The following is a 16563-nucleotide window of genomic DNA, read 5'->3' on the forward strand; positions in this document are numbered from 1 at the left end:
GTCGTTTAGACTTATGCCATGCCGCACATATGCGGCTGTCGCATTTGTGCGATAACTAACTAATTCAGTAGAGGAAATTATGTCTCGAGTCGAAGAAGACCTTATCGGCACCAAAGAGATCGACGATCAGAATTTCTACGGCGTACACACCGCTAGGGCCGTGGAAAACTTCCAGATTTCTGGAAAGAAGATCAAGGATGTTCCCGAATTCGTTAGGGCAATGGTGCAGGTCAAAAAGGCCTGCGCACTGGCGAACATGGCCTGCCACGCACTTCCAGACGAAGTCGGTCAGGCAATAGTGAAAGCTTGCGATCTAGTGTTGCAGCAAGGGCGCTGCATGGATCAGTTCCCCATCGACGTGTTCCAGGGCGGCGCTGGCACTTCGGTGAACATGAACACGAATGAGGTAATCGCCAATCTCGCCCTCGAAACCATGGGACTTCCCAAGGGGCGTTACGACGTTGTAAACCCCAACGATCACGTAAACAAATCCCAATCCACTAACGATGCCTATCCCACCGGATTCCGCATGGCTGTCTACGCGCTGAAGCAGAAGCTAACAGATCAGCTCGAGCAGCTCATCGAATCGTTCGGAAAGAAGGGCAACGAATTTGACGACGTGCTCAAGATGGGACGCACCCAGCTCCAAGATGCGGTACCTATGACCCTGGGACAAGAATTCCACGGGTACGAGCACAACCTAACCGAAGATCTCAAGACCATCGAGTTCGCCACCGAGCTTTTACTTCAGGTAAACCTCGGTGCTACAGCTATTGGCACCGGTGTAAACACTCCCCCGGGATACGCAAAAGCTGCTGCTGAAAAGCTTGCCGAGGTAACCGGCTACAAGGTTGTGTCCTCGCCCGACCTGATCGAGGCCACCTACGACAATGGTGCCTACGTGATGGTGCATGCCGCCCTCAACAGGCTGGCAATGAAGCTGTCCAAGATCTGCAACGACTTGCGCCTGCTAGCCTCTGGACCGCGTGCCGGCCTAAAGGAAATCAATCTGCCCGAGCTTCAGGCTGGTTCTTCAATCATGCCCGCGAAGGTAAATCCCGTAATTCCCGAGGTCGTAAACCAGGCTTGCTTCAAAGTTTTCGGGAACAACACCACCGTCATGTTTGCTGCGGAGGCGGGCCAGCTGGAACTGAATGTCATGGAGCCTGCACTGGCCGCCTCAATGTTCGAGTCGCTCCAGTTGCTGACCAACGCCTGCAAGACCTTGCGCGAGCGCTGCATCGACGGCATCACTGCCAACCGCGAGCGCTGCTACAACTACGTCATGAATTCGATCGGCATAGTAACGTACTTCAACGACGTGATCGGCCACGCTGCCGGCGATCAGATCGGCAAGGAATGCGCTGCCACTGGCAAGTCGGTAAAGGAAGTGATCCTCGAAAAGGGCTTATTGTCTGAAGAGCAGATTGATCAGATCTTGGCTCCCGAGAACTTGATGCACCCGCACTATTCGGGCAAGTTCTACGGCAAAGACGAAAAATAAAGTACCAGATTTCCCCGGAGTTAGAAAAATGGAATCTAAGACTAAGTCTGCGGGCGAGGGCGAGGTGTCTTCGTCGGTAAAGTCAACCAAAGCTCCTTCTAACAACAAGATGAAATGGCTTTTCATCGCGGTAATAGTTGGAGTCGTGGCCGGTATTGCAGTCGGCTCAATTTTTGGCGAAAAAGTTGTGGGTCTGGCCTTCTTGGGGTCAGCCTTTGTAGGCCTAATCAAGATGATGGTGCCCGCCATTATCTTCTGCACGATTGTGCAGGGTGTGGGTTCGGTTAAAGCTGCCGCTACCGTTGGCAAGATCGGCGGCATTGCCCTGGTCTACTTCATAACCATGACTACTTTTGCGCTCGGCATTGGCCTTGCGGTCGGTAACTTTGTGAAGGCTGGGACCGGGCTGAACCTCGAGAATCTTCACTATGAGGTTCAGAAGAAAGCTGAGGGGCCTGGTGGGCTCGTCGGTTTCATACAGGGGCTTATTCCCGAATCCGTATTTGCGCCACTGGTATCCCATAACGTGCTGCAGGTGTTGATAGTGGCACTGCTAGTTGGTTTTGCCCTGCTAGGCATGGGCAAGGCCGGCGAACCCGTGTTGCAACTGGTTGGCTCCGTACAAAAAATCGTTTTCAAGATCATGGGCTGGATCTTGTGGCTCGCCCCTATTGGCGCTTTTGGTGCCATGGCGGGAGTAATGGCCACAACCGGTTGGAAGGCAGTGCTCGCACTGGCGAAGCTGATACTGACTTACTACGCCACCTGCGCCATATTCATCTTCTTGGTGCTCGGAGTTATGCTAAAGATCTTCACCGGGCTTTCGATTGGCAAACTTTTCAAGTATTTAGCCAACGAACTGGTGATCGTGCTGGCTACTTCCTCCTCCGAGACCGGCCTGCCCCACCTGATGCAAAAGCTCGAGCACATGGGCGTTGAAAAGGCCACCGTCGGACTGGTTATTCCCACGGGTTACTCCTTCAATTTGGACGGCTCGTCCATGTATGTGACCATGTGCGCGATCTTCATTTCTGACGCAATGAACAAGCCCATGGGGCTAGGCGAACAGATCGGCCTTTTGGTGTTTTTGATTATCGCCTCTAAGGGCATTGCAGGGGTCACCGGGGCTGGACTGGCAACGCTTGCCGCAGGCCTCGAAACCTACCGGCCCGAACTAGTCGATGGGGTTTCCCTGATTGTGGGCATCGATCGCCTGATGGATGAGGCGCGCACGCTGACCAACTTCATTGGCAACGCTGTTGCAACTTTGATCGTGGCGACTTGGACTCACACGCTCGACAAGAAACGGGTTGCCGAGACATTGGATGGCAAGCACCCGTTCATTTACAACCAGGAAGAGGACGAAATAGAGCAAACGCAAAGCGTTCCCGCCTAAGCGTTTTCTATCGACTGGGGGGGCAGGTTTTCCTGCCCCCCAGGTATTTAATTGAGTTTTAATTCTTATATATTTACCACTTTTGGAAGGCACCCACTATTTTTACCTTTCAGCACTTTCCTCTTACCTTTTTCGTTACTGAGCCAGAATAATTATGGCGTTTATTTAGCATAGTTAAATCGGTAGTCTTCCAAAGACTGAACACCAATTTACCTTTTATTCACCTTTTCTAGAGTTTTGGTTCACCCCTACGGGGTTTTATTGAACTATCTAGGAAAGGAACATGATGAATTTTTTGCGTCGTCCCCTCGCCGTTTCGGCCTGCCTGGCGTTTGCCGGAGCCCTTCCGCTCTCGGCCACAGCCTCCGAAGATGCCCCTTTTGGGCGCGTGGCAACCTACCCCGTCTACCAGAATGTCCCTAAAGATGTAGATCCGAAGGCCGAGACTAACGCCGAGATATCTACTGTTACCGCAGACGGCAACACGCTAATCTACACCGACGCGGCCGGAAAACGCATCGGCTTTCTAGACATAACAGATCCCTCCCACCCTAAGGGTGCCGGCTCCTATGATCTAGCCCAGAACGGGCACGCCGACGACCAACCTACCTCGGTTGCAGCATACGGAAAGTATGTGCTCGTAGTGATCGATCAATCGGGCCAAGACTTCTCGCACCCGGCTGGCCGGCTCGACGTGCTAGAAGCTGCAACGCGAAAAAAGGTTGCTTCCATTGACCTGAAAGGCCAGCCCGATTCTATTGCAATCTCTCCCGACGGCAAGTACGCAGCCATTGCTATCGAAAATCAGCGCGACGAGGACGCAGGCGACGGCGGCCTGCCGCAGCTGCCGGCAGGCTTCGTACAGGTGATCGACCTGGCAGGCAGCCCCTCTTCTTGGCAGGCTGAGCCCATCAATTTTACTGACAAAGACGGCAAGCCACTTCCCCAAATCGCAAAAGCAGGCTGGGACACTCCAGAAGATCCGGAGCCTGAATACGTTTCGATCAACTCGAACAACCAGCTAGCCGTAACGGTTCAGGAAAACAACGGGGTGGCGATCATCGACCTACCCACCCGCAAGATCACCGCCGCCTTCAGCGCGGGCAAGGTTAACCTGGACGGCATCGACACGAAGAAGGACGGTCTTATCGAGGCCTCAGGATCTTTGCGCGAAGTTCCACGCGAACCAGATGCCATCGGCTGGATCGACGGCACTCACGTGGCTACAGCCAACGAGGGCGATTGGAAGGGGGGCTCGCGAGGTTGGACCATATTCGACACTGACGGAAAGATAGTTTGGGATTCCGGTACCGAAATCGAGGATCTGGCCACAAGCTACGGTCTTCACAACGAAAAGCGTGCGGGCAAGAAAGGCCCTGAGCCCGAGGGCCTGGCTATAGCAAACTACGGGGGCACGCCCTATGCATTTGTGGCCTCTGAACGTTCCAATTTTGTTGCAGTTTACGACGTTTCCGACGCCTCTCACCCGCTCTTCAAACAGACACTTTTTACTACCAACGGACCTGAGGGCGTCCTCCCAATCCCTAAGAGCAATACTTTGGCGATCTCGTCAGAGGTCGACAACGCAAAAAACAATGTGCGGGCTTCGGTTGGCCTGTACCAACTTGGAGCTGAAGAACCTGCCCACCTCACCTCTAAGATCCAAGATGGGGCGCCCATCGGGTGGACTGCTCTATCAGGACTCAGCCCAAATCCAAAGGATCCAACAAGGCTATATGCAATTTCAGACGATGCACTGGCAGAGCCCTATATCTACACCATCGAAAATATTGGCTCACATCCAACAATTTCGGGCAGAATCACCGTGACCGATTCTGGTGAACCGGCCTCGTTAGACCTGGAGGGCATTGCCGCGCGCCAGGAGGGCGGATTCTGGTTAGCTAACGAGGGCAAAAAAGGATCCGAAAACGCCCTGATTCGCACGGACCAGGCTGGGCATATCGTTGAGCGGGTAACGCTTCCTTCCGAAGTTAGCAAGAAGGTTGGAAAGTGGGGGCTCGAGGGAGTCGCTGCCGCCGGCACTGGCGAGGACGAGGTCCTCTACGTGGCTCTGCAGCGCCCGCTCTGGAAAAATCCCACGCAAAAGCCGCTCGAATTTGCAGAAGGCAACAGCGCACGTATAGGCCGCTATCAGGTATCCACCAAGACGTGGAGTTGGTATTCCTATCCACTAGAAGACACAAGCACGAAGGGCGATTGGATCGGGCTTTCCGACATCGCGATCGTCGATAACAATACGTTGGCAGTAATCGAACGCGACAAACAAAACGGACCTAAAGCCGCCCTCAAACAGCTGCAGACCGTTTCACTAGACAGAGCCGGCGGTACTGACAAACCAACGCCTCTAACAAAGAATGGGCCGGGGTTAGATCTGCGGGGGCCGGCCGGCAAATACCACGGTTGGATGCAGGAAAAATTCGAAGGACTCGCAGTAACTCCGACTTGCGATTTCTACGTAGCTACCGACAACGATGGTCTAAAAGATGCCTCCGGGGAAACCTACTTTTTCAAGGCAACTACCGTAAAGGATTTGCTTGGCAGGGATAGCTGCATGCCTTCGCCAGCACCGGGCAAGAAAGACACAGGTACCACCTCACCTACCGCCGCACCAGAAACTTCCGAAGCACCTGCTTCGAAAGCACCAAAGCAGGCGAATCATTCCGCACGGGCTGGTTCGCACCTAGCGAGGACCGGGGCGCCCACCGCAGCACTGCTACTAGCTGCGCTGTCCCTCACTGCAACAGGCATCGTTGCCTACCGCAAGCGCTCCTAAGAGCTAGCCTCGGCCCGGCGCCGGCGGTTATATTCACGGCGGCGCTGCGCCAACAATTCCCGTAGCTCCGGATCCTCCATGACGAGCTTTACAGTCTGACAATCCTCGGGGCCCGTAACGAACGCCTGGCACAGCGTGCACGGCTCGCCCGGGCGGAGGGGGCACCGTGGAGCTACGACCCTTTTCCCATTTCTTGCCATAACCCCGATGCTAATACGGAAGGGACCTAAGCCCCAAACAAACGTGTTTTAAATCGCCCGATTTAAATATGGGTGTGGCCCGAGCGGATGCTCGGGCCACACTTTTCGAATCGCCTACTTAGCGCGTTCGAGAATTTCGGCTACACGCCACCGCTTTGTCTTGGACAGCGGGCGAGTTTCCATGATGAGGACGTAGTCACCGACTCCGGCCTCGTTCTGCTCGTCGTGAGCCTTAACCTTCTTAGTCTTGGTCACAACCTTGCCGTACAGAGCGTGCTTGGAACGCTCTTCCAGTTCCACCACAACAGTCTTATCCATTTTGTCGGATACGACGTAACCGCGGCGAACCTTGCGCTGATTGCGCTCTTCGTTTACAGTCTCGCTCATATTGCTCACTTACCTGCCTCGGGCGCGGTGCGGATGCCTAGCTCTCGCTCACGCGCAATTGTGTAAATACGGGCGATGTCGCGGCGCAGTGCGCGGACCCGGCCATTGTCGGCCCCGGAACCGGTCGCAATCTGAAAACGCAGGTTGAAAAGCTCAGCTTTAGCCTTGTCGAGCTCTTCCGCCAGCTGCGCCTCGTCCATCATGTCGAGGTCGGCTGCAGTCAGACCCTTCGATCCTTTAGGCATTAGCGGTCACCACCTTCACGAGTGACGAAGCGAGTCCGCATCGGCAACTTGTGCTGTGCGCGACGAAGGGCCTCGCGAGCCACATCTTCGGAAACGCCAGCCAGCTCGAACATGATGCGGCCGGGCTTTACGTTTGCAACCCACCATTCGGGGGCGCCCTTACCGGAACCCATGCGAGTTTCAGCAGGCTTCTTAGTTAGCGGCCGATCCGGGAAGATGTTGATCCAGACCTTGCCGCCACGCTTGATGTAGCGGGTCATGGCAATACGGGCAGCCTCAATCTGACGGTTGGTCACATAGTGGTGCTCGACTGCCTGGATACCAAAATCGCCGAAGCTGATCTGGGTACCGCCCTTGGCTACACCGCGTCGGTTCGGGCGGTGCTGCTTACGGAACTTAACACGTCGAGGGATGAGCACGGCTCAGGCCTCCGTTTCTTTTTTCTCGGTAGCCGGAGCTTCGGCCTTCTTGGCCTCAGCTGCTTCCACCTTGGCATCCTGCTTCGGAGCCTGCTGCTTCGAAGCGTGCTGCTGGCGGTTGCCACCGCGTCCGCGGCGCTGGCCACGGCGATCGCCACGGCGACCACGCGGAGCGGCCTCGGCCTGCTGCCGCGCGAATTCGCGTTCGGTCAGATCGCCCTTGTAGATCCAAACCTTCACGCCGATGCGGCCGAAGGTGGTGCGGGCTTCGTAAAAGCCGTAATCAATGTTCGCGCGCAGGGTGTGTAGCGGTACGCGACCTTCACGGTAGAACTCGCTGCGGGACATTTCCGCCCCACCGAGACGACCGGAGCACTGGACACGAATACCCTTAGCGCCGGAGCGCATCGCGGACTGCATGCCCTTGCGCATCGCCCTACGGAACGAAACACGAGCCGAAAGCTGCTCGGCAATCCCCTGAGCAACTAGCTGCGCGTCGATTTCGGGCGACTTCACTTCGAGGATGTTGAGCTGGACGCGCTTGCCGGTCAGCTTCTCGAGCTGGTCGCGCAGACGGTCGGCCTCGAGGCCGCGGCGCCCAATCACGATGCCCGGACGAGCAGTGTGCAGGTCGATGCGAACCCGATCGCGGGTGCGCTCGATGTCGATCTTCGAAATGCCTGCACGTTCCAGTTCGCCTTCCATCATGCGACGGATGGCAACATCTTCCTTGACGAAGTCAGAGTAACGCTGACCCGGCTTGGTCGAATCGGCGAACCAGCGGGAGCGGTGGTCCGTCGTGATGCCGAGACGGAACCCTGTGGGGTTAACCTTCTGACCCATTTATCGGACCTCTTCCTTCTTGTCGTCAGCGCCAACAACCACGGTGATGTGGGAGGTGCGCTTCAAAATGCGGCCTGCGCGGCCCTGGGCGCGAGGCTGGAACCGCTTCATGGTCGGCCCCTCGTCTACCCAGGCGGCACGAATAGTCAGATCCTCGAGCTTGAGGTTCTGGCCGTTCTCTTCGGCCTGGTACTTAGCGTTGAAAATTGCGCTGTGTAGCACCTTGCGGACGTCTTCGGCGACCGCCTGGGGTGCATAACGCAGCACGTCGTAGGCCTGTAGGGCACGCTTACCGCGAATTTCGTTCACGACGCGACGTGCCTTCATCGGCGTGGAGCGCACGAATCGCGCTTGCGCCTTGGCTTCCATCGTTTTGCCTCAATTCTTCCAGTAGATGGGTTGCCCTAGCGGAGGCGACCCTTGCGGTCGTCCTTGTCGTGGCCACGGAAGGTGCGGGTGGGAGCGAATTCGCCCAACTTGTGCCCTACCATCGCTTCGGTCACGTAAACAGGAACGTGCTTGCGACCGTCGTGCACAGCGAAGGTCAACCCGATGAAATCGGGGGTAATGACGCTGCGGCGCGACCAGGTTTTGATTACATTCTTGGAGCCAGATTCGACGGCGGCATCGACCTTTTTCATTAGGTGATCGTCGACGAAGGGGCCCTTCTTCAAACTACGTGGCATCGTCTAACTCCTAATCAGCGCTTCTTGCCGGTCCGGCGACGACGCACAATGAGCTTGTCGCTGGGCTTGTTCGGACGACGGGTGCGGCCTTCCGGCTTGCCCCATGGGGACACCGGGTGACGGCCACCAGAAGTGCGGCCTTCGCCACCACCGTGCGGGTGGTCGATCGGGTTCATAGCGACACCGCGAACCTTCGGGCGATGTCCCTTCCAACGCATGCGACCGGCCTTGCCCCAGTTGATGTTGATCTGCTCGGCGTTGCCAACCTGACCAACAGTGGCGCGGCAATCAGCTTCAACGTTGCGGATTTCGCCGGAGGGCATGCGCAGCTGGGCGTAGGGGCCTTCCTTAGCAACTAGCTGAACCGAAGAGCCTGCAGAGCGGGCAATCTTTGCGCCGCCGCCGGGCTTCAACTCGACTGCATGCACAACAGTACCCAGTGGGATGTTGCGCAGCGGCAGGCAGTTGCCGGGCTTGATGTCGGCGCTGGGGCCCTGCTCAATGCGGTCGCCCTGCTTTACGCCTGCCGGATGCAGAATGTAACGCTTTGCGCCATCTGCGAAGTGCAGAAGAGCAATGTTTGCCGTGCGGTTCGGATCGTATTCAATGTGTGCGACCTTAGCCGGGATGCCGTCCTTGTCGTGACGACGGAAGTCGATCACGCGGTACTGGCGCTTGTGGCCACCGCCCTTGCGGCGGGCAGTCACGCGGCCGTAAGAGTTGCGGCCACCAGTCTTAGTTAGCGGACGAAGAAGCGACTTCTCGGGTGTCGACCTGGTCAGTTCCGAAAAGTCAGACACCGAGGAGAAGCGGCGACCCGGGGTCGTCGGCTTATATTTGCGGATTCCCATGTTATTCCTCTATTTCCCCGGCTCAGGCAACCGAATCGCCAAAGATGTCGATGGTGCCTTCGCGCAGCGTGACAATCGCGCGTTTGGTGTCTTTGCGCTTGCCATAGCCGGTGCGGGTGCGAACGCGCTTACCCTGGCGGTTGATCGTGTTCACAGAAGCAACCTTCACGCCGAAGATGGATTCGATGGCGGCCTTAATCGCCGGCTTCTTTGCGGACTTTTCCACCTCGAAGGTGTACTTGCCCTGATCCATCAGGCTGTAGGCCTTTTCCGAAACGATCGGAGCGATGATGATGTCGCGTGGATTCCTGTGCTTTTCGAGGCTCACTTGTCTTCCTCCTTGCCTTTGCCCAAGAAGTTGTCGAGGGCGGCGGTGGTGAAGATGACATCGTCAGCGTCAACTACGTCGTAGGTGTTCAGCTGATCGGCCCACAGGAAGGTAACTTCCTGAAGGTTAGACAGCGAGGACGCAGTGGACAGCTCCTCGCGAGCCAGAACTACCAGCGGGTGACGTTCTGCAACCAGAGCGTTCACAACGGCCTTAGCAGTCTTGGTCTTGGGAGTTGCGTCTACATCCATGAACTGAGAAACGACGTGCATACGGTTCTTGCGGAAACGATCCGAAAGAGCCGAGTACAGCGCGCCAAGCTTCATCTTCTTGGGGGTCCGCTGGGAGTAGTCGCGAGGCTGGGGGCCGTGAGAGACGCCGCCGCCAACCCACTGCGGGGAGCGGATGGATCCCTGACGTGCACGACCGGTGCCCTTCTGCTTCCAGGGCTTGCGGCCACCACCGCGGACCTTACCGCGAGTCTTGGTGGCGTGGGTGCCCTGACGGGCAGCGGCCAACTGGGCAACGACAACCTGGTGAATCAGCGGAATGTTGAGCTCGCGGTCGAAGATTTCGGCCGGGAGTTCGTAAGTGCCGGTGGCCTTGCCTTCGGCGTCCACAATTTCAATAGTCAGATTCTCGGACATGTTCACGCACCCTTCACAGCAGTGCGGACCACTACGATCCCGTTCTTGGGACCCGGAATGGCGCCGGTGATGAGCAGGATGCCCTTTTCGGCGTCAACTGCGTGGACCGTCAGATTTTGGATGGTCCGGCGGGCAGAGCCCATGCGACCGGCCATGCGAAGGCCTTTGAAAATGCGGCCAGGAGTCGCGCAAGCACCGATGGAACCGGGCTTGCGGTGAATACGGTGGGCACCGTGGCTGGCAGGGCCGCCGCCGAAGCCGTGACGCTTCATGACGCCTGCGAAGCCCTTACCCTTGGTCTTGCCAGTGACGTCGACCTTGGTGCCGGCCTCGAAGGTGTCGGCAGCCAATTCCTGGCCGAGCTTGTATTCGCTAGCATCGGGGGTACGGATTTCCACGATGTGACGCCGGGGGGCTACCCCAGCTTTTTCAAAATGCCCCTTCAGGGGCTTGGTGACCTTGCGGGGGTCCAGCTCGCCAAAGGCTAGCTGAATTGCCTCGTAACCGTCCGTCTCGTTGTTACGGATCTGGCTCACCACGTTTTTATCAACCTGCACGACCGTGATGGGGACAAGTTTATTGTCTTTATCCCACACCTGAGTCATGCCTAGCTTGCGGCCGAGAAGTGCCTTCACGGGCACTGCGGGCGCAGTCTGCTTTAGCGTGCTCATGGCAGAGTTCCTCAGAGTTTGATCTCAATGTTGACGTCAGCGGGCAGATCGAGTCGCATGAGCGAATCTACTGCCGTGGGCGTCGGGTCAATGATGTCGATTAGCCGCTTGTGAGTGCGCATTTCGAAATGCTCACGGCTGTCTTTGTACTTGTGCGGCGACCGAATAACGCAGAACACGTTCTTCTCGGTCGGCAGGGGCACTGGGCCCACCACGGTGGCGCCGGCGCGCGTGACCGTGTCGACGATCTTGCGGGCCGAAGAGTCGATGACCTCGTGGTCATAAGACTTCAGCCGGATGCGGATTTTCTGTCCCGCCATGCCGTCATACCTCTATCTTTGATGTCGTATTTTGCCGACCCACGCACTCGGGCGTGTCGCATGCGCTCCGCGGCACCGAGTTCGTGGTTTCCTTATTTAACAGCCTCATCTGCTCTTTCGAGCAGTTCTGACTGCCGATTTTCCGGAGCGGGCGCGCAGAGGCGCCATTTCGGAAGACCGGTTATCTACAATAACAGCCTTTGGACTGGCATAAAAGGCGTTGCCGATGTGAGTTGCACCGCTCCACGCACTCGGGCGTGTCGCGCCTTCGTGCTTAGTGGTTCGCACAACGAGCAAGAACTTGTTCACTAGCGTCTGAACAGGCTAAAGCAAGACGGTCAAGAGCACGCACGTAATCGGCATTTGAAAGCGCTCCGACCCCGAGCATGAGCCCAACATGCCAGGAGGCGCTCCCCCAGTATTCGTGCAACCCCCGCACCCGCAAGCCCGCTTTAGCACAGCGTTCGACGAGTACGCCCTCGGGATAGGAAGAACTAGTTAGGGCAACGTTGAGCCCCGAGGCCTGGGCAAGAATCCGCACCCCAGGCACCTGGCTAAGACACTCTTCAAGCGCCACCGAACGCGTTCGGTAGAGCCGACGCATGCGCCTAGTGTGACGGGCGAGTTCACCGGTCTCGATCAAGTCGGCCAACGCCTGCGAAGTGATTGAACTTACAGGATTGCCAATCTTGTTGCGCACCTTCGCCAAGACATCGAACAATCTAGCCGGAGCGCTCAGCCAGCCCGCGGACATTTTTGGGGTCAACAACGTAGAAAACGTCCCGAGCAAAATCACGTGAGGATCATCTCCGCTATCTAACGCTGCTAACGCCGGCAGCGGGGCCGAGACATGCCGCAGCTCCGAATCGTAGTCGTCCTCAACTATCAGAACTCCCCTAGCTCGCGCCCACTCCAAGAGCGCAAAGCGTCGCGACGCGGGCATTGAGGCACCCGCCGGATACAAGTGAGACGGTGTAACAACCAAAAGGTCGAGCTCGCAAGAATCGAGGAGGTTCACCCGAGGCCCTGCCTCATCTACGCCAACGGGAACGGGCACGTGCCCAAGTATCTTCGCAACAGCGCGCAGATGAGGGTTTCCAGGCGACTCAAAACCAACGCGCGCCGGACGCTTTTTCACCAAGGAGAAGGCATGCAAAATAGTTGCCAATCCATCGCGAGCACCGGAGGTAACCATCACGTTGGCAGCAGGCACCACCACCGACCGCATGTGCCTCAGGTGCTCCGTAAGAGCCCTTGGCAGCGAAGAGATTGTAGACAGCTCTACTCCTTTGCGCCAGGCTGAGCGCCATTTAGCGTTTGCGAGTGAGCCTTCGTAGGGTTGTCCCGGCTCCAGCGACAAGCCCGCTACCGGCTCGTTTACCCCTCGGAACGTGCCCAATTCAGACCGCCCCTGCATGTCCGGATGGTATACCTCAATATCGGTGCGCACCCTAGTTAGACCGCCCGGAATGGTTTCTAGATAGCCCTCGGCCTGAAGCTGCTCGTAAGCCGAAACAACAGAACCGCGTGATATTCCAAGCGAATTCGCGAGCGAGCGCGAGGAGGGCAAAGTATCCCGGCCCACCAACGCTCCCTTGCCAATCGCGGAGCGAATCTGCGCCACAATCTGCTGCGGCAATGACTCAGGGGCACTTTTCGAGACACTAATTGGCAGGTGGGCCACAACCGACGTTCTACCCATAAAGAGAGAATACAAAAAAGTTGGGTCCGCCTGCCAAAGCAGGCGGACCCAACGCAGCTAGTTAGCTAAATCGAAAAGCTTACTTCTCGATTTCGGTGACGCGACCGGAACCAACGGTGCGGCCACCCTCGCGGATAGCGAAGCCGAGGCCGACCTCCATAGCGATCGGGTGGATCAGCTCAACCTCGATCTCGGTGGTGTCGCCAGGCATAACCATTTCCTTGCCCTCGGGCAGCTGGATAATGCCGGTGACGTCGGTGGTGCGGAAGTAGAACTGCGGACGGTAGTTCGAGTAGAACGACTTGTGACGGCCGCCTTCTTCCTTCTTCAGGATGTAAACCTGACCCTTGAACTTGGTGTGAGGAGTGATCGAACCGGGTTCGCAAACGACCTGGCCACGCTCGACATCTTCGCGCTTGGTGCCACGCAGCAGAAGACCACAGTTTTCGCCTGCCCAGGCCTCGTCCATGGTCTTGTGGAACATTTCAATGCCGGTGACGGTGGTCTTCTGAGTGTCGCGGATACCAACGATCTCGACCTCGGAGTTCAGAGCCAGCTTGCCGCGCTCTGCACGACCGGTGACAACCGTGCCACGGCCGGTAATGGTGAAGACGTCCTCGATCGGCATCAGGAACGGCTTGTCGAGGTCGCGCTCCGGAGTCGGGATGTACTCGTCGACAGCATCCATCAGCTTCTCGATCTGAGCAACCCACTTCGGATCGCCCTCGAGGGCCTTCAGAGCGGAAATGCGGATGACGGGGGCGTTGTCGCCATCGAAATCCTGGGAGTTCAGCAGGTCGCGAACTTCTTCCTCGACCAGTTCCAGCATTTCTTCGTCGTCAACCATGTCGGCCTTGTTCAGGGCGACGAGGATTACAGGTACGCCGACCTGACGGGCGAGCAGAACGTGCTCGCGAGTCTGAGCCATGGGGCCGTCGGTGGCAGCAACAACTAGAATTGCGCCGTCCATCTGAGCCGCACCGGTGATCATGTTCTTGATGTAGTCGGCGTGGCCGGGGGCGTCAACGTGAGCGTAGTGACGCTTCTCGGTCTGGTACTCCACGTGGGAGACGTTGATGGTAATACCACGATCGCGCTCTTCAGGAGCGTTGTCGACCTCGTCGAACGGGGTGAACTCGTTCAGATCGGGGTACTTGTCGTGCAGCACCTTGGTGATGGCTGCAGTGGTGGTGGTTTTACCGTGGTCAACGTGACCGATGGTGCCGACGTTTACGTGCGGCTTGGACTTGTCGTACTGGGCCTTAGCCACTTTTGTCCTCCTGGGACTCGGGTAGTTACTCTCAAATAAGCCTTGGGCTGATTATAAGCCTAACAGGCGAATGAGACCACTACGGGTTTGTTTTTAAATTTTGTGTGCAGGATCAAACCCGCGGGTCCTACTCGCCCCGGGTCTTTGCAATGATTTCGTCAGCTACGTTGCGAGGAACCTCGGCGTAGCTGTCGAACTCCATCGAGTATACTGCGCGGCCCTGAGTCTTCGACCGAAGGTCTCCGACGTAGCCGAACATTTCCGATAGAGGCACGGTTGCACGCACGATCTTGATGCCGTGCGCATCTTCCATGGCAGAAATACTGCCACGGCGAGAGTTCAGATCGCCAATCACGTCGCCCATGTATTCTTCGGGGGTACGCACCTCGACGGCCATAACCGGTTCGAGCAGAACCGGATTCGCCCTCTTGGCGCCCTCCTTGAAGACCATAGAACCGGCGATCTTGAACGCCATTTCAGAAGAGTCGACGTCGTGGTATGCGCCATCGACAAGGGTGGCCTTCACACCGACGAGCGGGTACCCAGCGAGGATACCGGACTCCATCGCATCCTGAATACCGGCGTCAACCGACGGAATGTATTCGCGAGGAACGCGCCCACCGGTGATCTTATCTTCGAAGATGTAAGTCTCTTCCCCATCAAGCGGCAGCGGCTCGAAGGAAACCTGCACCTTTGCGAACTGGCCGGAACCACCAGTCTGCTTCTTGTGGGTGTAGTCGACCTTCTCGACGGCCTTCTTGATGGTTTCGCGGTAGGCAACCATAGGTGCACCGACGTTCGCTTCCACCTTGAACTCACGACGCATGCGGTCGACGAGGACGTCGAGGTGAAGTTCTCCCATACCGCCGATCACGGTCTGACCGGTTTCTTCGTCTAGACGGACAGTGAAGGTCGGGTCTTCTTCAGCTAGCTTCTGAATAGCAGTGCCAAGCTTTTCCTGGTCGGCCTTCGACTTGGGCTCAATCGCCACGTGAATAACCGGATCCGGGAAGGACATGGACTCGAGAATGATCTGCTTCTGCTGGTCACACAGGGTGTCGCCGGTAGTGGTTTCCTTCAGACCGATAAACGCGTAGATGTGCCCTGCGTGAGCCTCATCCACCTGGTTCTCGTGGTTGGAGTGCATCTGGAAGATCTTGCCGATGCGCTCGCGCTTCTCCTTAGTGGAGTTCGAGACCTGATCGCCAGCGTGCACCTTACCGGAGTAAACGCGCACGTAGGTGAGCTTGCCATAGAAGGGGTGAACCGCAACCTTGAACGCCAAAGCTGCGAACGGCTCCTTCTCGTCGGGCTTGCGGATTAGCTCCTCGTCCTCGTGGCGCGGCTCGAAACCGTGTACCGGAGGAACGTCAAGCGGCGAGGGCAGGAACGCCAACACGCCATCGAGCATGGGCTGGACGCCCTTGTTCTTGAACGCGGAACCAGCGAACACCGGGTAAACCTCGGAATCGATGGTGCGCTTGCGCAGGCCGGCCACGATCTGCTCGTTGGAGAGTTCACCGTTTTCCAGGTAGGTCTCCATGAGCTCTTCAGAAGCCTCAGCTGCAATCTCGACTGCCTCCTCGCGGAGGGCGGCCGCCTTGTCGGCTAGCTCTGCTGGAATTTCGCTCTCTTCGACAATCGAACCGTAGGTTTCCTTGCCATCAGCATCCTTCTCGGGGAAGTGCAGGGCCTTCATACGCAGCACGTCGACGACGCCCTCGAAATCATGCTCAGCACCAATCGGGAAGGTGATGACTACCGGAGTCGCGTGCAAACGCTCGCGAATAGTGCCTACTGAGTAGTCGAAATCTGCACCCAACTTGTCCATCTTGTTGACAAAGCAGATGCGGGGAACGTTGTACTTGTCAGCCTGCCGCCACACGGTCTCGGACTGGGGTTCCACACCTTCCTTGCCGTCGAACACTGCGACAGCGCCATCGAGGACGCGCAGCGAGCGCTCAACCTCGACGGTGAAGTCGACGTGGCCGGGGGTGTCGATGATGTTGATCTGGTTTTCTTTCCAGAAGCAGGTGGTCGCAGCAGAAGTAATAGTAATGCCGCGTTCCTTTTCCTGGTCCATCCAGTCCATGGTGCCTGCACCGTCGTGAGTCTCACCAATCTTGTAGTTGATGCCCGTGTAGAACAGGATGCGCTCGGTAACGGTGGTCTTGCCGGCATCGATGTGGGCCATGATGCCAATGTTGCGAACCTTAGTAAGGTCGGTAAGCACGTCTAGTGCCACTGGTGTTGTCCTAACTTGTTGACGAAACGGATGAAATATCCGGTGGCCGTCGGCT

Annotated in this window: 18 protein-coding genes; 3 read left to right on the forward strand and 15 right to left on the reverse strand. The window is 57.2% G+C overall.

Going from position 1 to position 16563, the window contains the following annotated elements:
- The first annotated feature begins 79 nt into the window (after positions 1-79).
- The 3 genes from aspA to G437_RS0102930 all read left to right on the forward strand — a co-directional run bounded on the left by aspA (position 80) and on the right by G437_RS0102930 (position 5694).
- Positions 80-1504 (forward strand): aspartate ammonia-lyase, encoded by a 1425-nt coding sequence (gene aspA, locus G437_RS0102920; protein ID WP_029769204.1) that lies wholly within the window; start codon positions 80-82, stop codon positions 1502-1504.
- A gap of 28 nt (positions 1505-1532) precedes the next feature.
- Positions 1533-2900 carry a dicarboxylate/amino acid:cation symporter gene (locus G437_RS0102925; protein ID WP_024331105.1) on the forward strand — a complete coding sequence of 456 codons (1368 nt, stop codon included), beginning with the start codon at positions 1533-1535 and terminating at the stop codon, positions 2898-2900.
- Between the two features lie 283 nt (positions 2901-3183).
- Positions 3184-5694 carry an esterase-like activity of phytase family protein gene (locus tag G437_RS0102930; RefSeq protein ID WP_231782344.1) on the forward strand — a complete coding sequence of 837 codons (2511 nt, stop codon included), beginning with the start codon at positions 3184-3186 and terminating at the stop codon, positions 5692-5694.
- Here the strand turns inward: G437_RS0102930 and G437_RS11145 are convergent.
- The 15 genes from G437_RS11145 to fusA all read right to left on the reverse strand — a co-directional run bounded on the left by G437_RS11145 (position 5691) and on the right by fusA (position 16508).
- Positions 5691-5894 carry a DUF6767 domain-containing protein gene (locus tag G437_RS11145; protein WP_081638884.1) on the reverse strand — a complete coding sequence of 68 codons (204 nt, stop codon included), beginning with the start codon at positions 5892-5894 and terminating at the stop codon, positions 5691-5693. The two genes, G437_RS0102930 and G437_RS11145, sit on opposite strands and share 4 nt — an antisense overlap.
- Before the next feature lie 114 nt (positions 5895-6008).
- On the reverse strand, positions 6009-6281 hold the full coding sequence (rpsQ, locus tag G437_RS0102935; protein WP_024331107.1) for a 30S ribosomal protein S17: 273 nt from the start codon (positions 6279-6281) through the stop codon (positions 6009-6011).
- Positions 6282-6286: 5 nt separating this feature from the next.
- Entirely contained in the window at positions 6287-6526 is a 240-nt protein-coding gene (rpmC, locus tag G437_RS0102940) for a 50S ribosomal protein L29 (protein ID WP_004805694.1), read from the reverse strand.
- Complete coding sequence (gene rplP, locus G437_RS0102945) at positions 6526-6945, reverse strand: 50S ribosomal protein L16 (protein ID WP_024331108.1); 420 nt, start codon at positions 6943-6945, stop codon at positions 6526-6528. The genes rpmC and rplP overlap by 1 nt, the downstream gene beginning before the upstream one ends.
- 3 nt (positions 6946-6948) lie before the next feature.
- A complete protein-coding gene (gene rpsC, locus G437_RS0102950) occupies positions 6949-7788 on the reverse strand; it encodes a 30S ribosomal protein S3 (RefSeq protein ID WP_024331109.1) in 840 nt (279 codons plus the stop codon).
- Positions 7789-8157 carry a 50S ribosomal protein L22 gene (gene rplV, locus G437_RS0102955; protein ID WP_024331110.1) on the reverse strand — a complete coding sequence of 123 codons (369 nt, stop codon included), beginning with the start codon at positions 8155-8157 and terminating at the stop codon, positions 7789-7791.
- Between the two features lie 35 nt (positions 8158-8192).
- Positions 8193-8474 (reverse strand): 30S ribosomal protein S19, encoded by a 282-nt coding sequence (gene rpsS, locus G437_RS0102960; RefSeq protein WP_004805686.1) that lies wholly within the window; start codon positions 8472-8474, stop codon positions 8193-8195.
- 14 nt (positions 8475-8488) lie between these two features.
- Complete coding sequence (gene rplB, locus G437_RS0102965) at positions 8489-9325, reverse strand: 50S ribosomal protein L2 (RefSeq protein ID WP_024331111.1); 837 nt, start codon at positions 9323-9325, stop codon at positions 8489-8491.
- Positions 9326-9347: 22 nt separating this feature from the next.
- The gene (gene rplW / locus G437_RS0102970; protein WP_004805684.1) at positions 9348-9653 is read right to left on the reverse strand and encodes a 50S ribosomal protein L23; all 306 of its coding nucleotides are present in this window, start codon (positions 9651-9653) and stop codon (positions 9348-9350) included.
- Entirely contained in the window at positions 9650-10300 is a 651-nt protein-coding gene (gene rplD, locus G437_RS0102975) for a 50S ribosomal protein L4 (protein ID WP_024331112.1), read from the reverse strand. Before rplD ends, rplW begins: the two co-directional genes overlap by 4 nt.
- A 2-nt stretch (positions 10301-10302) precedes the next feature.
- Positions 10303-10971, reverse strand: a complete 669-nt coding sequence (gene rplC / locus G437_RS0102980; protein WP_024331113.1) for a 50S ribosomal protein L3 — start codon at positions 10969-10971, stop codon at positions 10303-10305.
- An 11-nt stretch (positions 10972-10982) separates the two neighbouring features.
- Complete coding sequence (rpsJ, locus tag G437_RS0102985; protein WP_004805679.1) at positions 10983-11291, reverse strand: 30S ribosomal protein S10; 309 nt, start codon at positions 11289-11291, stop codon at positions 10983-10985.
- A 274-nt stretch (positions 11292-11565) separates the two neighbouring features.
- The gene (gene pdxR, locus G437_RS0102990; protein ID WP_070454399.1) at positions 11566-12993 is read right to left on the reverse strand and encodes a MocR-like pyridoxine biosynthesis transcription factor PdxR; all 1428 of its coding nucleotides are present in this window, start codon (positions 12991-12993) and stop codon (positions 11566-11568) included.
- Positions 12994-13072: 79 nt separating this feature from the next.
- Positions 13073-14263 (reverse strand): elongation factor Tu, encoded by a 1191-nt coding sequence (gene tuf / locus G437_RS0102995; RefSeq protein ID WP_024331115.1) that lies wholly within the window; start codon positions 14261-14263, stop codon positions 13073-13075.
- A 127-nt stretch (positions 14264-14390) separates the two neighbouring features.
- A complete protein-coding gene (gene fusA / locus G437_RS0103000) occupies positions 14391-16508 on the reverse strand; it encodes an elongation factor G (RefSeq protein WP_024331116.1) in 2118 nt (705 codons plus the stop codon).
- Positions 16509-16563: the final 55 nt, after the last annotated feature.

The sequence above is a fragment of the Winkia neuii subsp. neuii DSM 8576 genome (genome assembly GCF_000420405.1).
GTDB classification, from domain to species: domain Bacteria; phylum Actinomycetota; class Actinomycetes; order Actinomycetales; family Actinomycetaceae; genus Winkia; species Winkia neuii.

Coding starts and splice junctions, on each gene's coding strand:
- G437_RS11145 (WP_081638884.1), bottom strand. CDS start 5,894: ATGGCAAGAAATGGGAAAAGGGTCGTAGCTCCACGGTGCCCCCTCCGC.
- G437_RS0102925 (WP_024331105.1), top strand. CDS start 1,533: ATGGAATCTAAGACTAAGTCTGCGGGCGAGGGCGAGGTGTCTTCGTCG.
- rpsQ (WP_024331107.1), bottom strand. CDS start 6,281: ATGAGCGAGACTGTAAACGAAGAGCGCAATCAGCGCAAGGTTCGCCGC.
- G437_RS0102930 (WP_231782344.1), top strand. CDS start 3,184: ATGATGAATTTTTTGCGTCGTCCCCTCGCCGTTTCGGCCTGCCTGGCG.
- rpsC (WP_024331109.1), bottom strand. CDS start 7,788: ATGGGTCAGAAGGTTAACCCCACAGGGTTCCGTCTCGGCATCACGACG.
- rplB (WP_024331111.1), bottom strand. CDS start 9,325: ATGGGAATCCGCAAATATAAGCCGACGACCCCGGGTCGCCGCTTCTCC.
- pdxR (WP_070454399.1), bottom strand. CDS start 12,993: ATGGGTAGAACGTCGGTTGTGGCCCACCTGCCAATTAGTGTCTCGAAA.
- rpsS (WP_004805686.1), bottom strand. CDS start 8,474: ATGCCACGTAGTTTGAAGAAGGGCCCCTTCGTCGACGATCACCTAATG.
- rplD (WP_024331112.1), bottom strand. CDS start 10,300: ATGTCCGAGAATCTGACTATTGAAATTGTGGACGCCGAAGGCAAGGCC.
- aspA (WP_029769204.1), top strand. CDS start 80: ATGTCTCGAGTCGAAGAAGACCTTATCGGCACCAAAGAGATCGACGAT.
- rplV (WP_024331110.1), bottom strand. CDS start 8,157: ATGGAAGCCAAGGCGCAAGCGCGATTCGTGCGCTCCACGCCGATGAAG.
- rpmC (WP_004805694.1), bottom strand. CDS start 6,526: ATGCCTAAAGGATCGAAGGGTCTGACTGCAGCCGACCTCGACATGATG.
- rpsJ (WP_004805679.1), bottom strand. CDS start 11,291: ATGGCGGGACAGAAAATCCGCATCCGGCTGAAGTCTTATGACCACGAG.
- rplC (WP_024331113.1), bottom strand. CDS start 10,971: ATGAGCACGCTAAAGCAGACTGCGCCCGCAGTGCCCGTGAAGGCACTT.